The 12,902-nt window shown below is 68.4% G+C and carries 15 protein-coding genes; 6 read left to right on the top strand and 9 right to left on the bottom strand.

Annotation, left to right across the window (positions count from 1 at the left end):
• Nucleotides 1–108: 108 nt before the first annotated feature.
• Together E3O39_RS02435 and E3O39_RS02430 are read right to left on the bottom strand one after the other, a co-directional pair.
• Nucleotides 109–1,230, bottom strand: a complete 1,122-nt coding sequence (locus tag E3O39_RS02435; RefSeq protein WP_134449491.1) for an aminotransferase class V-fold PLP-dependent enzyme — start codon at nt 1,228–1,230, stop codon at nt 109–111.
• A gap of 8 nt (nt 1,231–1,238) precedes the next feature.
• Nucleotides 1,239–2,024 (bottom strand): isoprenyl transferase, encoded by a 786-nt coding sequence (locus tag E3O39_RS02430; RefSeq protein ID WP_134449490.1) that lies wholly within the window; start codon nt 2,022–2,024, stop codon nt 1,239–1,241.
• Between the two features lie 68 nt (nt 2,025–2,092).
• On the opposite strand from E3O39_RS02430, the gene E3O39_RS02425 reads away from it, so the two are divergent.
• Nucleotides 2,093–2,848, top strand: coding sequence for a hemolysin III family protein (locus tag E3O39_RS02425; protein WP_134449489.1), 756 nt, complete (start codon nt 2,093–2,095; stop codon nt 2,846–2,848).
• On the opposite strand, the gene E3O39_RS02420 is transcribed toward E3O39_RS02425, so the two are convergent.
• Nucleotides 2,839–3,141, bottom strand: coding sequence for a hypothetical protein (locus E3O39_RS02420; RefSeq protein WP_134449488.1), 303 nt, complete (start codon nt 3,139–3,141; stop codon nt 2,839–2,841). The genes E3O39_RS02425 and E3O39_RS02420 overlap by 10 nt on opposite strands.
• Nucleotides 3,138–4,001, bottom strand: a complete 864-nt coding sequence (gene mca, locus E3O39_RS02415) for a mycothiol conjugate amidase Mca (protein ID WP_174774829.1) — start codon at nt 3,999–4,001, stop codon at nt 3,138–3,140. Before mca ends, E3O39_RS02420 begins: the two co-directional genes overlap by 4 nt.
• Nucleotides 4,002–4,070: 69 nt before the next feature.
• Here mca and E3O39_RS02410 point away from each other — a divergent pair, with 69 nt between their 5' ends.
• A complete protein-coding gene (locus E3O39_RS02410) occupies nt 4,071–4,502 on the top strand; it encodes a DUF4307 domain-containing protein (protein ID WP_134449487.1) in 432 nt (143 codons plus the stop codon).
• Between the two features lie 144 nt (nt 4,503–4,646).
• On the top strand, nt 4,647–5,138 hold the full coding sequence (gene greA, locus E3O39_RS02405) for a transcription elongation factor GreA (RefSeq protein WP_134449486.1): 492 nt from the start codon (nt 4,647–4,649) through the stop codon (nt 5,136–5,138).
• A gap of 96 nt (nt 5,139–5,234) precedes the next feature.
• Here the strand turns inward: greA and ilvA are convergent, their stop codons facing one another.
• Both ilvA and E3O39_RS02395 read right to left on the bottom strand, forming a co-directional pair.
• Nucleotides 5,235–6,470 (bottom strand): threonine ammonia-lyase, encoded by a 1,236-nt coding sequence (gene ilvA, locus E3O39_RS02400; protein WP_134449485.1) that lies wholly within the window; start codon nt 6,468–6,470, stop codon nt 5,235–5,237.
• Nucleotides 6,467–7,810 carry an AI-2E family transporter gene (locus E3O39_RS02395; protein ID WP_134449484.1) on the bottom strand — a complete coding sequence of 448 codons (1,344 nt, stop codon included), beginning with the start codon at nt 7,808–7,810 and terminating at the stop codon, nt 6,467–6,469. The genes ilvA and E3O39_RS02395 overlap by 4 nt, the downstream gene beginning before the upstream one ends.
• Before the next feature lie 59 nt (nt 7,811–7,869).
• Here E3O39_RS02395 and E3O39_RS02390 point away from each other — a divergent pair, with 59 nt between their 5' ends.
• A complete protein-coding gene (locus tag E3O39_RS02390) occupies nt 7,870–9,081 on the top strand; it encodes a winged helix-turn-helix domain-containing protein (protein WP_134449483.1) in 1,212 nt (403 codons plus the stop codon).
• A gap of 9 nt (nt 9,082–9,090) precedes the next feature.
• Here E3O39_RS02390 and E3O39_RS02385 read toward each other — a convergent pair whose 3' ends face one another.
• Both E3O39_RS02385 and E3O39_RS02380 read right to left on the bottom strand, forming a co-directional pair.
• Nucleotides 9,091–9,975, bottom strand: a complete 885-nt coding sequence (locus E3O39_RS02385; protein ID WP_134449482.1) for a M48 family metalloprotease — start codon at nt 9,973–9,975, stop codon at nt 9,091–9,093.
• 12 nt (nt 9,976–9,987) lie between these two features.
• The gene (locus E3O39_RS02380) at nt 9,988–10,554 is read right to left on the bottom strand and encodes a LemA family protein (RefSeq protein WP_134449481.1); all 567 of its coding nucleotides are present in this window, start codon (nt 10,552–10,554) and stop codon (nt 9,988–9,990) included.
• A gap of 171 nt (nt 10,555–10,725) precedes the next feature.
• Here E3O39_RS02380 and E3O39_RS02375 point away from each other — a divergent pair, with 171 nt between their 5' ends.
• Together E3O39_RS02375 and E3O39_RS02370 are read left to right on the top strand one after the other, a co-directional pair.
• Complete coding sequence (locus E3O39_RS02375; protein WP_134449480.1) at nt 10,726–11,532, top strand: ABC transporter ATP-binding protein; 807 nt, start codon at nt 10,726–10,728, stop codon at nt 11,530–11,532.
• A complete protein-coding gene (locus E3O39_RS02370; RefSeq protein WP_134449479.1) occupies nt 11,529–12,263 on the top strand; it encodes an ABC transporter permease in 735 nt (244 codons plus the stop codon). The genes E3O39_RS02375 and E3O39_RS02370 overlap by 4 nt, the downstream gene beginning before the upstream one ends.
• 56 nt (nt 12,264–12,319) lie before the next feature.
• On the opposite strand, the gene E3O39_RS02365 is transcribed toward E3O39_RS02370, so the two are convergent.
• Nucleotides 12,320–12,902, bottom strand: a 583-nt coding sequence (locus tag E3O39_RS02365; RefSeq protein WP_134542305.1) for a family 1 glycosylhydrolase, incomplete at its 5' end; no start/stop codon positions are given.

The raw sequence follows: 12,902 nt of genomic DNA, 5'->3' as shown, positions 1-12,902 counted from the left end.
TCGATCAGGCGCCGTACCTGATGGGGATGACGCTACTTACACTCGGTGAATATCGGAAGTGCGACACACACATTGTCACCAGACGTTAATGGGCGCGGCATCTGGGACTCAGTAAATGGCCGCCGTCGCATACGACGTGAATGCCCCGCGCAGCATGTCCACGGTGTCGACGCTGAGCACGGCGTGGGCGCTGAGCCGCACCCGGCCGTCGCGGGTCGTTGCGGTGATCCCGTGGTTGTGCAGGGCGATCGTGAGCGTGTTGAGCTGGGCGGGAGGGGGCTCGAGCACGAGGATCCCTGCCCGCTCGCGTTCATCCCTCGGCGACACCACGGGTACCGCGTACTCGTCGGCGAGGTCGATCAGTTGCGACACGTTGTCCGCGACCGCGGCCTCGATGATATGAATGCCCGTCACGGCAATCTCTTCGAGAGCCGCGGAGAACCGCGCCTGCGCGATCGCGTCTCCATTGCTGACCCGGAATGCGCGGGCGCTGTGGCTGGGCGGCAGCACCTCGTCCCACGGCTCGGCAACGTCCGTTCCCGCGAAGCCCGAGAACACCGGAACGAGTCGTTCGACCGCACGGTCGCTCAGCGCCAGGAAACCGGTGCCCCAGCCCGAGCGCACCCATTTCTGGCCACCGGATGCGACGACATCCGCCATCTCATAGGCTGCGTCGGTGACACCGAAGCCCTGGATCGCGTCAACGATCAACAGACGGTCGCCGATCACCTGGCGGACGCCGTCGAGGTCCACCCGGAATCCGGTCCGCGAGTCGACGAGGCAGACCGCGACGGCGACCGTCGCGGGAGTGAGCTGCTCGCGGATCTCGCCGGGGGTCACCCTGCCGTGCTCGGTCCCCAGCCAGATCGGGGTCACGACGCGCAGGGCCTCAGCCGCGCGCACGGCAGCAAAGGGGACGGTGGGGAAATCGCCGGGCGAGAGCAGCACGCCCCCGGTCAGGCCGAACATGGCCTGCATGATGCCGGTCGTCGTGTTCGGCTCGCAGACGACCTGGTCGGCCCGGAAACCGGTCACGGCGGAGACGGCCTCGCGCATCCGCTCGTCCTGCTGGAAGAGGTGGTCGAGGCTGCCGAAGCGGGCGCGGGACAGGATCTCGGTCTGGCCGAGGCTCTCGGCCACCACCGTCGCCGAGAGCGGTCCGACGCGGCCGTAGTCGAGGTAACCGGGCTCCTCGACGAACCCCGCGGCATAGGCATCGATCTCGGTCATCCGGTCTCCTAGCTTCCGAAGCGGCGCTGGCGTTTGGCGAAGTCGCGCAGGGCGCGCAGGAAGTCGACCTGGCGGAGGTCGGGTCCGAGCGCCTCGACGAAGTAGAACTCGCTGTGGGCGCTCTGCCAGAGCATGAAGTCGCTGATCCGCTGCTCACCGGAGGTGCGGATCACGAGGTCGGGGTCGGGCTGGCCACCGGTGTAGAGGTGCTGGCCGATGAGCTCGGGAGTAAGCGTCTCGGCGAGGTCCGCGAGGGTGTGCCCGTTCTCGAGGTGCGCGGCGACGATGCTGCGCATGGCGTCGGTGATCTCGGTGCGTCCGCCGTAGCCGACCGCGAGATTGATGTGCATGCCCTTCTTGCCCGCGGTGCGGGTCTCGGCGTCGCAGAGCGCCGCGATGAGCGGCGCGGGCAGGCCCTTCTTCGTGCCGACCTGCTGGACCCGCCAGTTGCGCTGGCGCGAGAGCTCCTCGGCGAGCTTGGCGATGATCTTGGTGAGCTCGGAGAGTTCCTCGCTCGGGCGGTTGGTGAGGTTGTCCGAGGAGAGCAGGTAGAGCGTGACCACCGAGATGCCGAGGTCGTCGCACCAGCTCAGGAACTCCCGCATCTTCGCCGCGCCGGCACGGTGGCCGTGTGCGGCGGACTCGAGCCCGAGCTGCCGGGCCCAGCGGCGGTTGCCGTCGATGATCATCGCGACGTGGCGTGGCAGGTTCTCCGGCGTCAGCCCGCGACGAAGGCGGCGCTCGTACAACCGGTAGAGGATGTCGCGCGCCAAGGGGACCTGCCTCTTCTGCACGTATTTACGCTAGCCCACTCGGGCAGCCCGTGCTTCTTCCGGCATGTTCGCTGTCGTATTCTGGCTGCATGGCCGCAGAGAGCAGCACCGGGGACGACGCAACCGCACGACAGCCGCTGAAGGCGCCCGACGACGAGTTCATCCCGCAGCTGCCGCTGCTCGAGTCGGAGGTGCCCCGGCCGGAGGATCTCAAGCCCACCTGGCGCGGCTGGATCCACGCGGGCACCTTCCCGGTCACGATCGTCGCGGGGATCGTGCTTCTGTCCCTCGCAGAGGGACCCGCGGCGAAGTGGAGCTGCCTCGTCTTCGTGATCAGCTCCCTGCTCCTGTTCGGTAACTCGGCGCTGTACCACCGCATCAACTGGAAGCCGCGCACGAAGCTCGTCTTCAAGCGCATCGACCACGCCAACATCTTCCTGCTGATCGCCGGTTCCTACACGCCGATCACGGTGCTCGCGCTACCGCCGTCGAAGTCCGTGCTCCTGCTCTCCCTCGTCTGGGGCGGCGCACTTCTCGGCATCGCCTTCCGGGTGTTCTGGATCACCGCACCGCGCTGGCTCTACGTGCCGTTGTACCTGCTTCTCGGCTGGGGCTCACTGATGTTCATCGTCGACTTCTTCCAGGCGAACGCCGCGATGATGACCCTCATCATGATCGGCGGCCTGTGCTACTCGGTCGGCGCTGTCATCTACGCGCTCAAGAAGCCCAACCCGTTTCCCGGGGTCTTCGGGTTCCACGAGATCTTCCACAGCCTGACCGTTGTCGCGTTCCTCTGCCACTGGGCGGCGATCCTGATCATCGCCACGCATCCGCTCTACCCCTGAGGCTGCTGGGTCTCCCGCGGGGTGGATGCCTCACCCGGGTGCGTCTCCGCCTCGACGCGGGCAGCGAGTTCCGCCTGCAGGCGCTCGGCGATCTCCGCGCGATACGTCGTGCGGCGGATGCGGCGGACCAGATCGAAGCCGAGCAGCACGACGGCGACCACGACGAAGAGGATCGCCAGGAAGCCGGCGGGCCCCGGCGTGACGGTGTCGGGGTTGAATTCGGGCGGCGGCGTGTTGGCGAGCATGAAGCCCGTCACCGCGTCGACGAGGTGCGGGAACAGGACGGCGCTCATGCCTCGTCCCGGATACCGGCGAACAGATCTGATTCAGGCATGACCGTTTCAACTTTCGATTCGACGAGCTGGAAGTCCTCGTACGGCCACGCCTCACGGATGAGGTCGTTCGGCCAGAAGAAGAAGCTGCTCGTGGGGGAAACCTGGCTCGCGTGGGCTCGCAGCGCCGCGTCCCTCGCGTCCAGGAAGTCGCCGACCGGAACGTGGGTCGTCGCCAGGGCCGGGTAGTTCTTCATCCAGTCGCGGGCCTCCCCGAGCGGCTCGAGCAGCGGGGACTCCGGTTCCTTGACGCTCAGCAGCAGGAAGAGGGCATCGATGCGTTCGAGGTTGAAGATGCGATCGTAGTAGAGCTTGTCGATCTGCCATGGTTCCCCGTCACCCGGGTACCGGGTGGGGTCCGCGGCGGCGCGATACGCGGCCATCGAGATCTCGTGGCAGCGGATGTGGTCCGGGTGCGGGTATCCGCCGTTCTCGTCGTACGTGATCAGGACCTGGGGGCGGAATTCGCGGATGATCCGCACGAGCGGTTCCGCGGAGAACTCGAGGTCGATGGTCGAGAAGGAATTCGGCGGGACCGAACCGTCTTCGTTCATGCCGGAATCCTGGTAGCCGAGCCACCGGTGTTCGATGCCGAGGGCCTGCTGCGCCTGGCGCATCTCCCGTCGGCGCAGGCCGGCCATGTCTCGCTCGGCCATCGCCGTGTCTGCGAGGGCGTCGTTGAGGATGCTGCCGCCCTCTCCGCCCGTGCAGCTCACGACCATGACCTCGGCGCCGCGGCTCCGGTAGTACGCATAGCTCGCAGCCCCCTTGCTCGACTCGTCGTCGGGATGGGCGTGAACGGCCAGGAGGCGCAGTGTCATCGGACTCCTCAGAAATGGCGGATAACCTAGGGACAAGACTAATCGTTGAACCGTGAGTGTGGAGTCTGAGTGACCGGCAGCAGGAACGTCGACAGCGGTACCCGCAGCGAGGGCACCCTGGATTCCCGGTACGGTCGCGCCCCGAACCGGCGCCTGCGCGACCGTCGGTCCCTGTGGATCACCGCCGGAGCCTTCGCCGTCGTGCTGGTGGGCTGGGTCGTCTGGGTCGGGCTCGGCGCCTCCCAGCCCCTGCTCGAAACCAGGGACATCCGCAACGTCGTCCAGGACGACCGGAACGTGACGGTGACCTTCGAGGCCTCGATTCCGGTGGGGTCACCGGCGAGTTGCGCGGTCGAGGCGCTCAACCAGAGCTTCGCGGTCGTAGGGTGGAAGGTGATCGACCTGCCGCCGAGTGACCAGTATTCACGTACGTTCACGGAGCAGCTACTGACGAGCGAGCCCGCCACCACCGGATTGATTTACCGGTGCTGGCTGACCTAGACTGACGTATTCGCCCCGACGTTCTTCGCCGGGGCGAGCGTTGTTTTCCTGCTGCGATCCGCCCGGAATCACGCACACAACACCGCACGATCACGCACATCCGGTACCACACGCATGACTCGAGCATGAGGAGGAGACCCACCCATGACTACTGAAACCACCGTCACCTGGCTGACGCAGGAGGCGTACGACCGCCTCGCCTCCGAGCTGGAGGCCCTGAGCACCGTCGGCCGGATCGAGATCGCGAAGAAGATCGAATCCGCACGTGAAGAGGGCGACCTCAAGGAGAACTCGGGGTACCACGCGGCGAAGGACGAACAGGGCAAGCAGGAGGCGCGCATCCGCACGCTCATCGTGCTGCTCCGCAACGCCGAGGTCGGCCACGCCCCCGAGAGCAAGGGCGTTGTCGAGTCCGGAACCGTGATCACCGCCACCATCGCCGGTGACGAGGAGCGCTTCCTGATCGGCAGCCGCGAGATCGCCGGCGACAGCGACCTCAACGTCTACAGCGAGCAGAGCCCGCTCGGCGCCGCGATCCTCGGCCTCAAGGTCGGATCGAAGACGAGCTACACCACCCCGAACGGCAAGGAAATCGCCGTGGAGATCTTCGCCGTCGAAACCTGGGGCGGCGACTAGCAGCATCCGCGGCAACTGTGGCCGTTACGGTCGACTGCGCCCCGTGCACGGGCCGCAGTCGACCGTAACGGCCACAGTCGTCCCGCGACGCGACCCTCAGTCGATCTGGGGGTCGTAACCGGCCGAGGTGAGTACGTCGACGACGTGCTGGCGGTGGTCGGGGCCGCGGGTCTCGACGCTGACGTTGAGTTCGACCTCGCTGATCTGCAGTCCGACGCCGTGCCGGGTGTGCAGGACCTCGACGACATTGGCGTGCGCTTCGGCGAGCAGCTCGGAGATGCGGGCGAGCTGTCCGGGGCGGTCCGGCAGCATGATGCGCAGGGTGAGATACCGACCGGATGCCGCAAGGCCGTGGCTGATGACACGCTGCATCAGCAGGGGGTCGATATTGCCCCCGCTGAGGATCGCAACGGTGGGGCCATCCGGGGTGACCTTGCCGGCCAGGATGGCTGCGACCGCGACGGCGCCGGCCGGTTCGACGACGAGCTTCGCGCGTTCGAGGAGCACGAGAAGCGCACGGGCGGTGTCGTCCTCTGTGACGGTGACGATCTCGTCGACCACGTCCCTGATGATCTCGAAGTTGAGCAGCCCCGGCTTCGCTACGGCGATGCCGTCGGCGATCGTCGGCAGGATCGGCACCTCGATCGCCTTCCCTGCCTCGATGGAGGGCGGGTAGGCGGCGGCGTTGGCGGCCTGCACGCCGATGATCCGGATCGTGCGACCGTCGAGGAGCGCCTTCTGCTTCAGCGCGCTCGCGACGCCGGAGATGAGTCCGCCGCCGCCGATCGGGACGACGACGGTGTGCAGGTCGGGAACCTGGTCGAGGATCTCGAGGCCCAGCGTTCCCTGGCCGGCGATCACGTCCGCGTGGTCGAACGGCGGGATCAGGATCGCACCGGTCTCCGCGGCGTACGCCGCGGCGGCAAGCAACGGCTCGGCGACCGTGCTGCCCCGGAGGATGACGTGCGCGCCATAGTCCCTGGTGGCCTGGAGCTTGGGCAGGGCGACGCCGACGGGCATGAAGATCGTGGCCTTGATGCCGAGCTCGCGGGCGGCGAACGCAACGCCCTGGGCGTGGTTCCCGGCCGAGGCCGCCACGACGCCGTGTTCCTTCTCCTCGTCGGTGAGCTTCGAGAGGCGGTTGTACGCTCCACGGATCTTGTACGAACCGGTGCGTTGCAGGTTCTCGCACTTGAGGTGCACCTCGGCGCCGAGGACCGCGCTCAGGTAGCGGGAGCCTTCCATCGGGGTCACGGCGGCGACCTGGGAGACCACGGCGCGGGCGGCTTCGAACTCGGCGAGGCTCGGCCCGACGAGGGACAGGTTGGTCATGGGGTGCCTTCGGTAGTGGTCGTGCTGGACGGATTTCTTCTGGTCCTGGTGAAGCCGGGTCGTTGCGGGACGGTCCGCCACAGCGGCGATCCGGTACCCCGCGGAACGTCAGGGAGGTCGGCACGCCAACTGCCGCCCTGAATGTAGTTGATCATGACATTGAGCACGGCCGCGACCGGAACCGCGAAGAGCGCCCCCGGGATCCCGGCGAGCAACGAACCCGCAGCGACGACGAGCACAACGCCGAGCGGATGCACCTTGACCGCCGTTCCCATGATGAGTGGCTGGAGGACGTGCCCTTCGACCTGCTGGACCAGGAGCACGACCCCGAGCATGGCGAGCGCGATCGGCCAGGAGTTGAAGAGCAGAGCGATCACGACGGCGACGGCGCCGGTCGCGACGGCGCCCACGATCGGGATGAAGGAACCGAGGAAGACCAGGACACCGATCGGGATGGCGAGCGGGACGCCGAGCAGGAACGCGCCGAGCCCGATGCCGAGGGCGTCGATCGAGGCGACGAGGATCTGCACCTTCGCGAAATTGCCGAGGGTGGTCCAGCCGGCCTGCCCGGCGCCGTCGATCGCCGCCCGTGCCCGCCTCGGGAAGATCCGCACGATCCAGGCCCAGATTCCGGGGCCGTCGATCAGGAGGAAGAGCAGGCTGAAGAGCGTGAGCAGCAGCCCGGTGAGACCGTGGCCGAGCGAGGTGCCGAGCGAGAGTGCGCCGCTCAGGAAGACCTGGCTGTCGGCCTGGATCGCCGCAAGCGCCTGCTGCAGGTAGTCGTTGATCTGCGGTTCCGTGAGGTGCAGCGGTGACGCGAGCAGCAACGCCTTGAGGTCGCCGTAGGAGCCGGCGAGCCGGTCGCTGAGGCCGGAGAGGCCGCCGGCGAGCTGGGTCGCCGCGAGCGTGATCAGGGCGGCAGGGACGAGGAGAGTGGTGAGCACCGCGACGGCGATGGCCAGGCCCTTGGGCCAGCGGTGCCGCACGAGAAAGGAGACGAAGGGCGCCACGATCGAGGAGACCAGCACGGCGATGAGCAGCGGGATGACGATGAGCCGGAGCTGCACGACGACGAACAGGAAGACGGCGATGACGGCGAAGACGGCGAGGAGCCGCCACGACCACGCGCCGGCGAGCCGGATTCCCGCCGGGACGTTCTCATCGACGCCGTTCGGCGGAGCAGAGACGACGGCGATCGCTGCCGCTCCGGCCCGTTCGCCGGCCGCGGTGCGAGCTCCCGTGCCTGGCCCGCTGCCGGGCTCCCGGCCGATCGGGGCGGCACGTCTGCGCCGCCCGGTGAGGAGTGCGCTCCAGCCCGGCCTACCCGCGGATTCCGTCATCGGACCAGTCTAGGCAATCGGAGGCAGTCACTGTCCCCGGTCCTCGCTAGGGTCGAGGAATGGTCCAGTCCCTCTCCCCCGCACTCGCCAGGCGCGTGGCCCTGGCCGCCCAGGGATTCGGGCGTCCCGTCCCGGCCGTCCCCGGCATCCGCCAGCTGGACGCCCTGGTGACGCGGCTCGGCCTGTTGCAGATCGACTCGGTCAACGTCTTCGAGCGCAGCCATTACCTGCCGGCCTTCAGTCGGCTCGGCGGCTACGACAAGGCGCAGCTCGACCGGCTGACCTTCGCTGTCGGCAAGCAGGCCCGCTATACCGAGTACTGGGCGCACGAGGCCTCGTTCGTGCCCCTCGAGAGCTGGCCGCTGTTCGCCTGGCGGATGGACGATTTCCGCGAGCGGTCGGCGCGGACGCCGGGCGCCTGGTCGCAGGGCAACCGGCCGATGCTCGACTGGCTGCTCGCGGAACTGGCCGATAAGGGCCCGTTGCCGGCGAGTGCGATCGAGCACGACGCGAACAAGCGCAGCGGCCCGTGGTGGGGCTGGTCGGACGTCAAGAGCGGTCTCGAGACGCTGTTCCGCTGGGGCGACGTCGTCACCGCGGGCCGCAGCCGGTTCGAGCGGGTCTACGCGCTGCCTGGACAGGTTCTTTCCCAGGAGCTGCTGGCCCGCCGGGTGCACCGGGACGATGCACATCGCGAACTCGTCCGCCGGTCGGCGCGGGCGCACGGCATCGGCACGGCGAAGGACTTCGCCGACTACTTCCGCCTGAAGACGCCGGCGACTCTCGTCGCGATCCATGAACTCGAGGACGCCGGCGAGCTGATCCCCGTCGTCGTGCCCGGCTGGGGCCCGGGTGGCACGCCCGGTGCCGCCTGGCTGCACCGGGACGCCCGGCTGCCGCGGTCCCTGGACGCCGCGGCGGTGCTCTCGCCGTTCGACCCCGTGGTCTGGGACCGGGCCAGGGCTCTCCGCCTGTTCGGATTCCACTACCGCATCGAGATCTACACCCCCGAACCGAAACGGGTCTTCGGGTACTACTCGCTGCCGATCCTGCTCGGCGACACCCTCGTCGGGCGCGTCGACCTCAAGAACGACCGGCAGGCCGGCGTGCTGCGCGTTCAGGCGGCGTGGGCCGAAGCGGATGCCCCGGCCGACACCGCAGAACGCCTCGCGCCGGTGCTGCGCGCGACCGCCCTCTGGCAGGGACTCACCGAGATCACGGTCGCGCAGCGGGGTACCCTCGCGCCGGCACTCGCCGCCCTTCTCGCCTGAGCGCAGTCGTCAGAACTTGTTGCCCATGGCGTGCAGGCGGTCGATCCGGTCCTCGATCGGCGGGTGCGTGCTGAACAGCTTCGCCATCATGCCGGGCTTGAGCGGGTTCGCGATCCACAGGTGCGCCATCGACGTGTTCTGCTTCTGCATCGGGCGCCCGTAGGTCTCGAGCTTGGCGAGGGCGCTCGCGAGGGCATCCGGATGCCGCGTCGTCAGCGCGCTCGTGGCATCGGCGAGGTATTCGCGCTGCCGGGAGACGGCGAGCTGCACCATGCTGGCGACGAGCGGTGCCACGATCATCGCGACCAGGCCGAAGACCATCACGACGGGGTTGCCGTTGTTGTTGTTATTGCGACCGAAGAACGCCATCCGCAGGAACATGTCCGAGATGAAGCCGACCGCGACGACGAGGCCGAACACGACCATCGACACCCGGATGTCGTAGTTGCGCACGTGCCCGAGTTCGTGGGCCATCACGCCCTCGAGCTCGGAGTCATCCATGATGGCGAGCAGGCCCGTCGTCGCGGCGACGATCGCGTGCTGCGGGTCGCGCCCGGTCGCGAACGCGTTCGGCGCGGGGTCGTTGATGATGTAGATCTCCGGCATCGGCGTTCCGGTCGTGATCGACAGGTTCTCGACGGTGTTCCAGAGCCGCGGATGCTCCGCCTTGCTGTTCACCCGGATGCCGCCGCTCATCGCGATCGCCTGGCGCCCGGCCGCGAAGTACTGCACGAGGGCGTAACCCGCGGCGACGACGATCGTGAGGATCAGGATGCCGTAGCCGCCGCGACCGTAGACGGCGTTGGCAATCCAGCCGAGGCCGGCGATGATCCCCAGGAAGAGGATGATGATGAAAACGGTGTTGCGCTTGTTCCGCGCGATCGCACTGTACATCTGGGCCTGCCGCTAGAACTGGACGCGAGGCGGCTCCGCGATGGCTGCGGAGTCGGTGACCTCGAAGAAGTCGCGCTGGGTGAATCCGAGGTTCTTCGCGATCAGGTTGTTCGGGAAGACCTGGATCTTCGTGTTGAGCTCCCGCACCCCGCCGTTGTAGAAGCGGCGCGACGCCTGGATCTTGTCCTCGGTGTCGACGAGCTCGGCCTGCAGCTGCAGGTAGTTCTGGCTGGCCTGGAGCTGCGGGTACGCTTCCGCGACCGCGAAGATGCTGCGCAGGGCGGACTGCATGTGGTTCTCGGCGGCCGCGGCATCCGCAGGGGTCGTCGCACTGATCGACTCGGCGCGGGCCTTGGCGACGTTCTCGAAGACCGCCTTCTCGTGCGCCGCGTAGCCCTTGACCGTCTCGATGAGGTTCGGGATGAGGTCGGCACGCCGCTTGAGCTGCACCGTGATGTCGCTCCACGCTTCGTCCACCCGCACCTTGAGGGTCACGAGGGAGTTGTACGTCGCCCAGAAGTAGATTCCGACGATGACGACAAGCACAACAACGATGAGTAGCGGGATGAGCCATTCCATGGCAGCGTCTCCTTGTATTTCAGCGGTGCGAGCGAGCGGGCCGCGGCGGCATACGAACAATGGTGCCATCATAACGACGCCGCCTGACACTCTCATCCGCTTCCCACCAGACTCCAAGAAACACCCCCGATCCATGGTTCTTTCCGGCCGAACCGGCGAATAATCAAAGGCATGAGCCATCTGTCTGCGCCCGCGGTCCACGTGACGGACCTGTTCGCCCGCCGGGGCAGGCATCCGGTGCTGCACGGGTTGAGCCTCACGGTGCCCCGCGGCCTCGTCGTGGGCCTGATCGGGCCGAGCGGATGCGGCAAGACGACCCTGATGCGCTCGATCGTCGGCGTCCAGCTCGTGCAGTCCGGGGAGGTCACCGTGCTCGGCCGCCCCGCCGGCTCCGTCTCGCTCCGGAACAGGGTCGGCTATGTCACGCAGGATGCGAGTGTCTACGACGACCTCACCGTGCGGCAGAACCTGAGGTACTTCCGGTCGGTGCTCGGCGCCCCCGCGAGCGATGTCGACCGGGTGATCGACGCGACCGACCTGGGAAGATATGCCGGCCAGCTGGCGGGTTCGCTCTCCGGCGGCCAGCGCAGCCGGGTGTCGCTCGCCGGCGCCCTGCTCGGGTCCCCCGAGCTGCTCGTGCTCGACGAACCCACCGTCGGCCTCGACCCGGTCCTCCGGGTGGAGCTCTGGGAGCTCTTCCACCGGCTCGCGGCCGGAGGGACGAGCCTGCTCGTGTCGAGCCATGTCATGGACGAAGCGAGCCGCTGCGACCGGCTGCTCCTGATGCGGGACGGTGAGATCCTCGCAGACGACACCCCGGCCGGGCTGCTCGCGTCGACCGCGACCGACGACGTCGAGGCGGCGTTCCTGAGCCTGATCCGGCGGCATCCGTCGCCAGAAGACCCGCAAGCCGATGACCCGTCGTCCGAAGGCCGGCCGACCGGGACCGGGTCGACCGGATTCGATGGTGCGCTGTGAACCCGCGCCGTACGCTCGCAACGGCCGGACGGGTGCTCGCCCAGATCCGGCACGACCCCCGCACGATCGTGCTGCTCCTCGTCGTCCCGAGCCTGCTGATCGGCCTGGTGGCGTGGATCTTCTCCGACACGCCCGTGTTCGACAGGATCGGGCCGGCGATGATCGCCCTGTTCCCGTTCATCGTGATGTTCCTCGTGACGAGCATCACGACCCTGCGGGAACGCCGCACCGGGACGCTGGAACGGCTGCTCTCGATGCCGCTCGGCAAGGGCGACTTCATCCTCGGCTACACCCTCGCCTTCGGGCTGCTCGCGGTGCTGCAGTCCGCGGTCGCGGTCGGGTACGCGGTCTGGGTCTGCGGCCTCACGATCGCCGGTTCGGTCTGGTTGCTTCTCGCGGTCGCCGTCGCCGACGCGGTTCTCGGCACGACCTTCGGGCTGCTCGCGAGCGCGTTCGCCCGCACCGAGTTCCAGGTCGTGCAGTTCATGCCCGCGCTCGTGTTCCCGCAGATCCTGCTCGGCGGTATCTTCCTCCCCCGCGACCAGCTTCCGGACGCCCTGCGGATCATCAGCGACTGGCTTCCGCTCTCGCACGCGATCGACGCCCTCCAGGCGGTCGCCTCGAATTCGCAGGACGCCGCGTACATCGGCGGCGAACTGCTCATCATCGGGGCGTGGATCGTGGGAGCGGTCGTCGTCGGCTCGATCACGCTCCGCCGCCGCACCCCCTGACCCATCCCCCGCCGCGGATTTCGGCGGGCGGGAAACGGGCGGGAGCCGGGCGCCGGTCAGCGGGCGGCGAGCACCTTCTGGAGCCAGCGGTACGAGGACTTCGGCGTGCGCTTCCGCTCGGGGTCTGCGAAGTCGACCCGCACCAGGCCGTAACGCTGGGTGTAGCCCGCGGTCCACTCGAAGCCGTCGAGCAGCGACCAGACAAAGGCCCCGCGCATGCTCACCCCCGCCGCCGGCTTGCCCGGTGCAACGGCGTCGAGTGCGGCCACGAGGTGTTCGGCGAGGTAGTCGATCCTGGCCGGGTCGTCGACGGCGCCGCGGCTGTCGACCTGGTCAGGGAAACTCGCTCCGAGGCTCGTGAGGTACACCGGCGGGAGTGCGTCGCCGTACCGGGTCGCGAGCTCGGTGAGGGCGACGCCGAGGTAGTCCGGCGCGATCGCGCGTCCCGCCCCCGTGACCGTGAACTCGCGGAACGGGAGCACGTGGAACGGGAAGGAGACCACGGGCGCGTTCTCGTCGACCCTGCCTGCGTTCGCGGCGGTCCGCGGCCCGACGCCCGAGCCGGCGGCACCCGGTCCGCCAGGGCCGCCCGCCCGGCTCGCCGGCCCGCGGGAGCCGGGAACGCGGGAGCCGGGGCCG

The sequence above is a fragment of the Cryobacterium sp. MDB2-A-1 genome (assembly GCF_004402675.1).
Taxonomy (GTDB): domain Bacteria; phylum Actinomycetota; class Actinomycetes; order Actinomycetales; family Microbacteriaceae; genus Cryobacterium; species Cryobacterium glucosi.
This window is presented reverse-complemented; position numbering and strand designations above follow the sequence as displayed.

Coding starts and splice junctions, on each gene's coding strand:
- E3O39_RS02395 (WP_134449484.1), bottom strand. CDS start 7,810: ATGACGGAATCCGCGGGTAGGCCGGGCTGGAGCGCACTCCTCACCGGG.
- E3O39_RS02435 (WP_134449491.1), bottom strand. CDS start 1,230: ATGACCGAGATCGATGCCTATGCCGCGGGGTTCGTCGAGGAGCCCGGT.
- E3O39_RS02375 (WP_134449480.1), top strand. CDS start 10,726: ATGAGCCATCTGTCTGCGCCCGCGGTCCACGTGACGGACCTGTTCGCC.
- E3O39_RS02420 (WP_134449488.1), bottom strand. CDS start 3,141: ATGAGCGCCGTCCTGTTCCCGCACCTCGTCGACGCGGTGACGGGCTTC.
- ilvA (WP_134449485.1), bottom strand. CDS start 6,470: ATGACCAACCTGTCCCTCGTCGGGCCGAGCCTCGCCGAGTTCGAAGCC.
- E3O39_RS02385 (WP_134449482.1), bottom strand. CDS start 9,975: ATGTACAGTGCGATCGCGCGGAACAAGCGCAACACCGTTTTCATCATC.
- E3O39_RS02380 (WP_134449481.1), bottom strand. CDS start 10,554: ATGGAATGGCTCATCCCGCTACTCATCGTTGTTGTGCTTGTCGTCATC.
- mca (WP_174774829.1), bottom strand. CDS start 4,001: ATGACACTGCGCCTCCTGGCCGTTCACGCCCATCCCGACGACGAGTCG.
- greA (WP_134449486.1), top strand. CDS start 4,647: ATGACTACTGAAACCACCGTCACCTGGCTGACGCAGGAGGCGTACGAC.
- E3O39_RS02425 (WP_134449489.1), top strand. CDS start 2,093: ATGGCCGCAGAGAGCAGCACCGGGGACGACGCAACCGCACGACAGCCG.
- E3O39_RS02390 (WP_134449483.1), top strand. CDS start 7,870: ATGGTCCAGTCCCTCTCCCCCGCACTCGCCAGGCGCGTGGCCCTGGCC.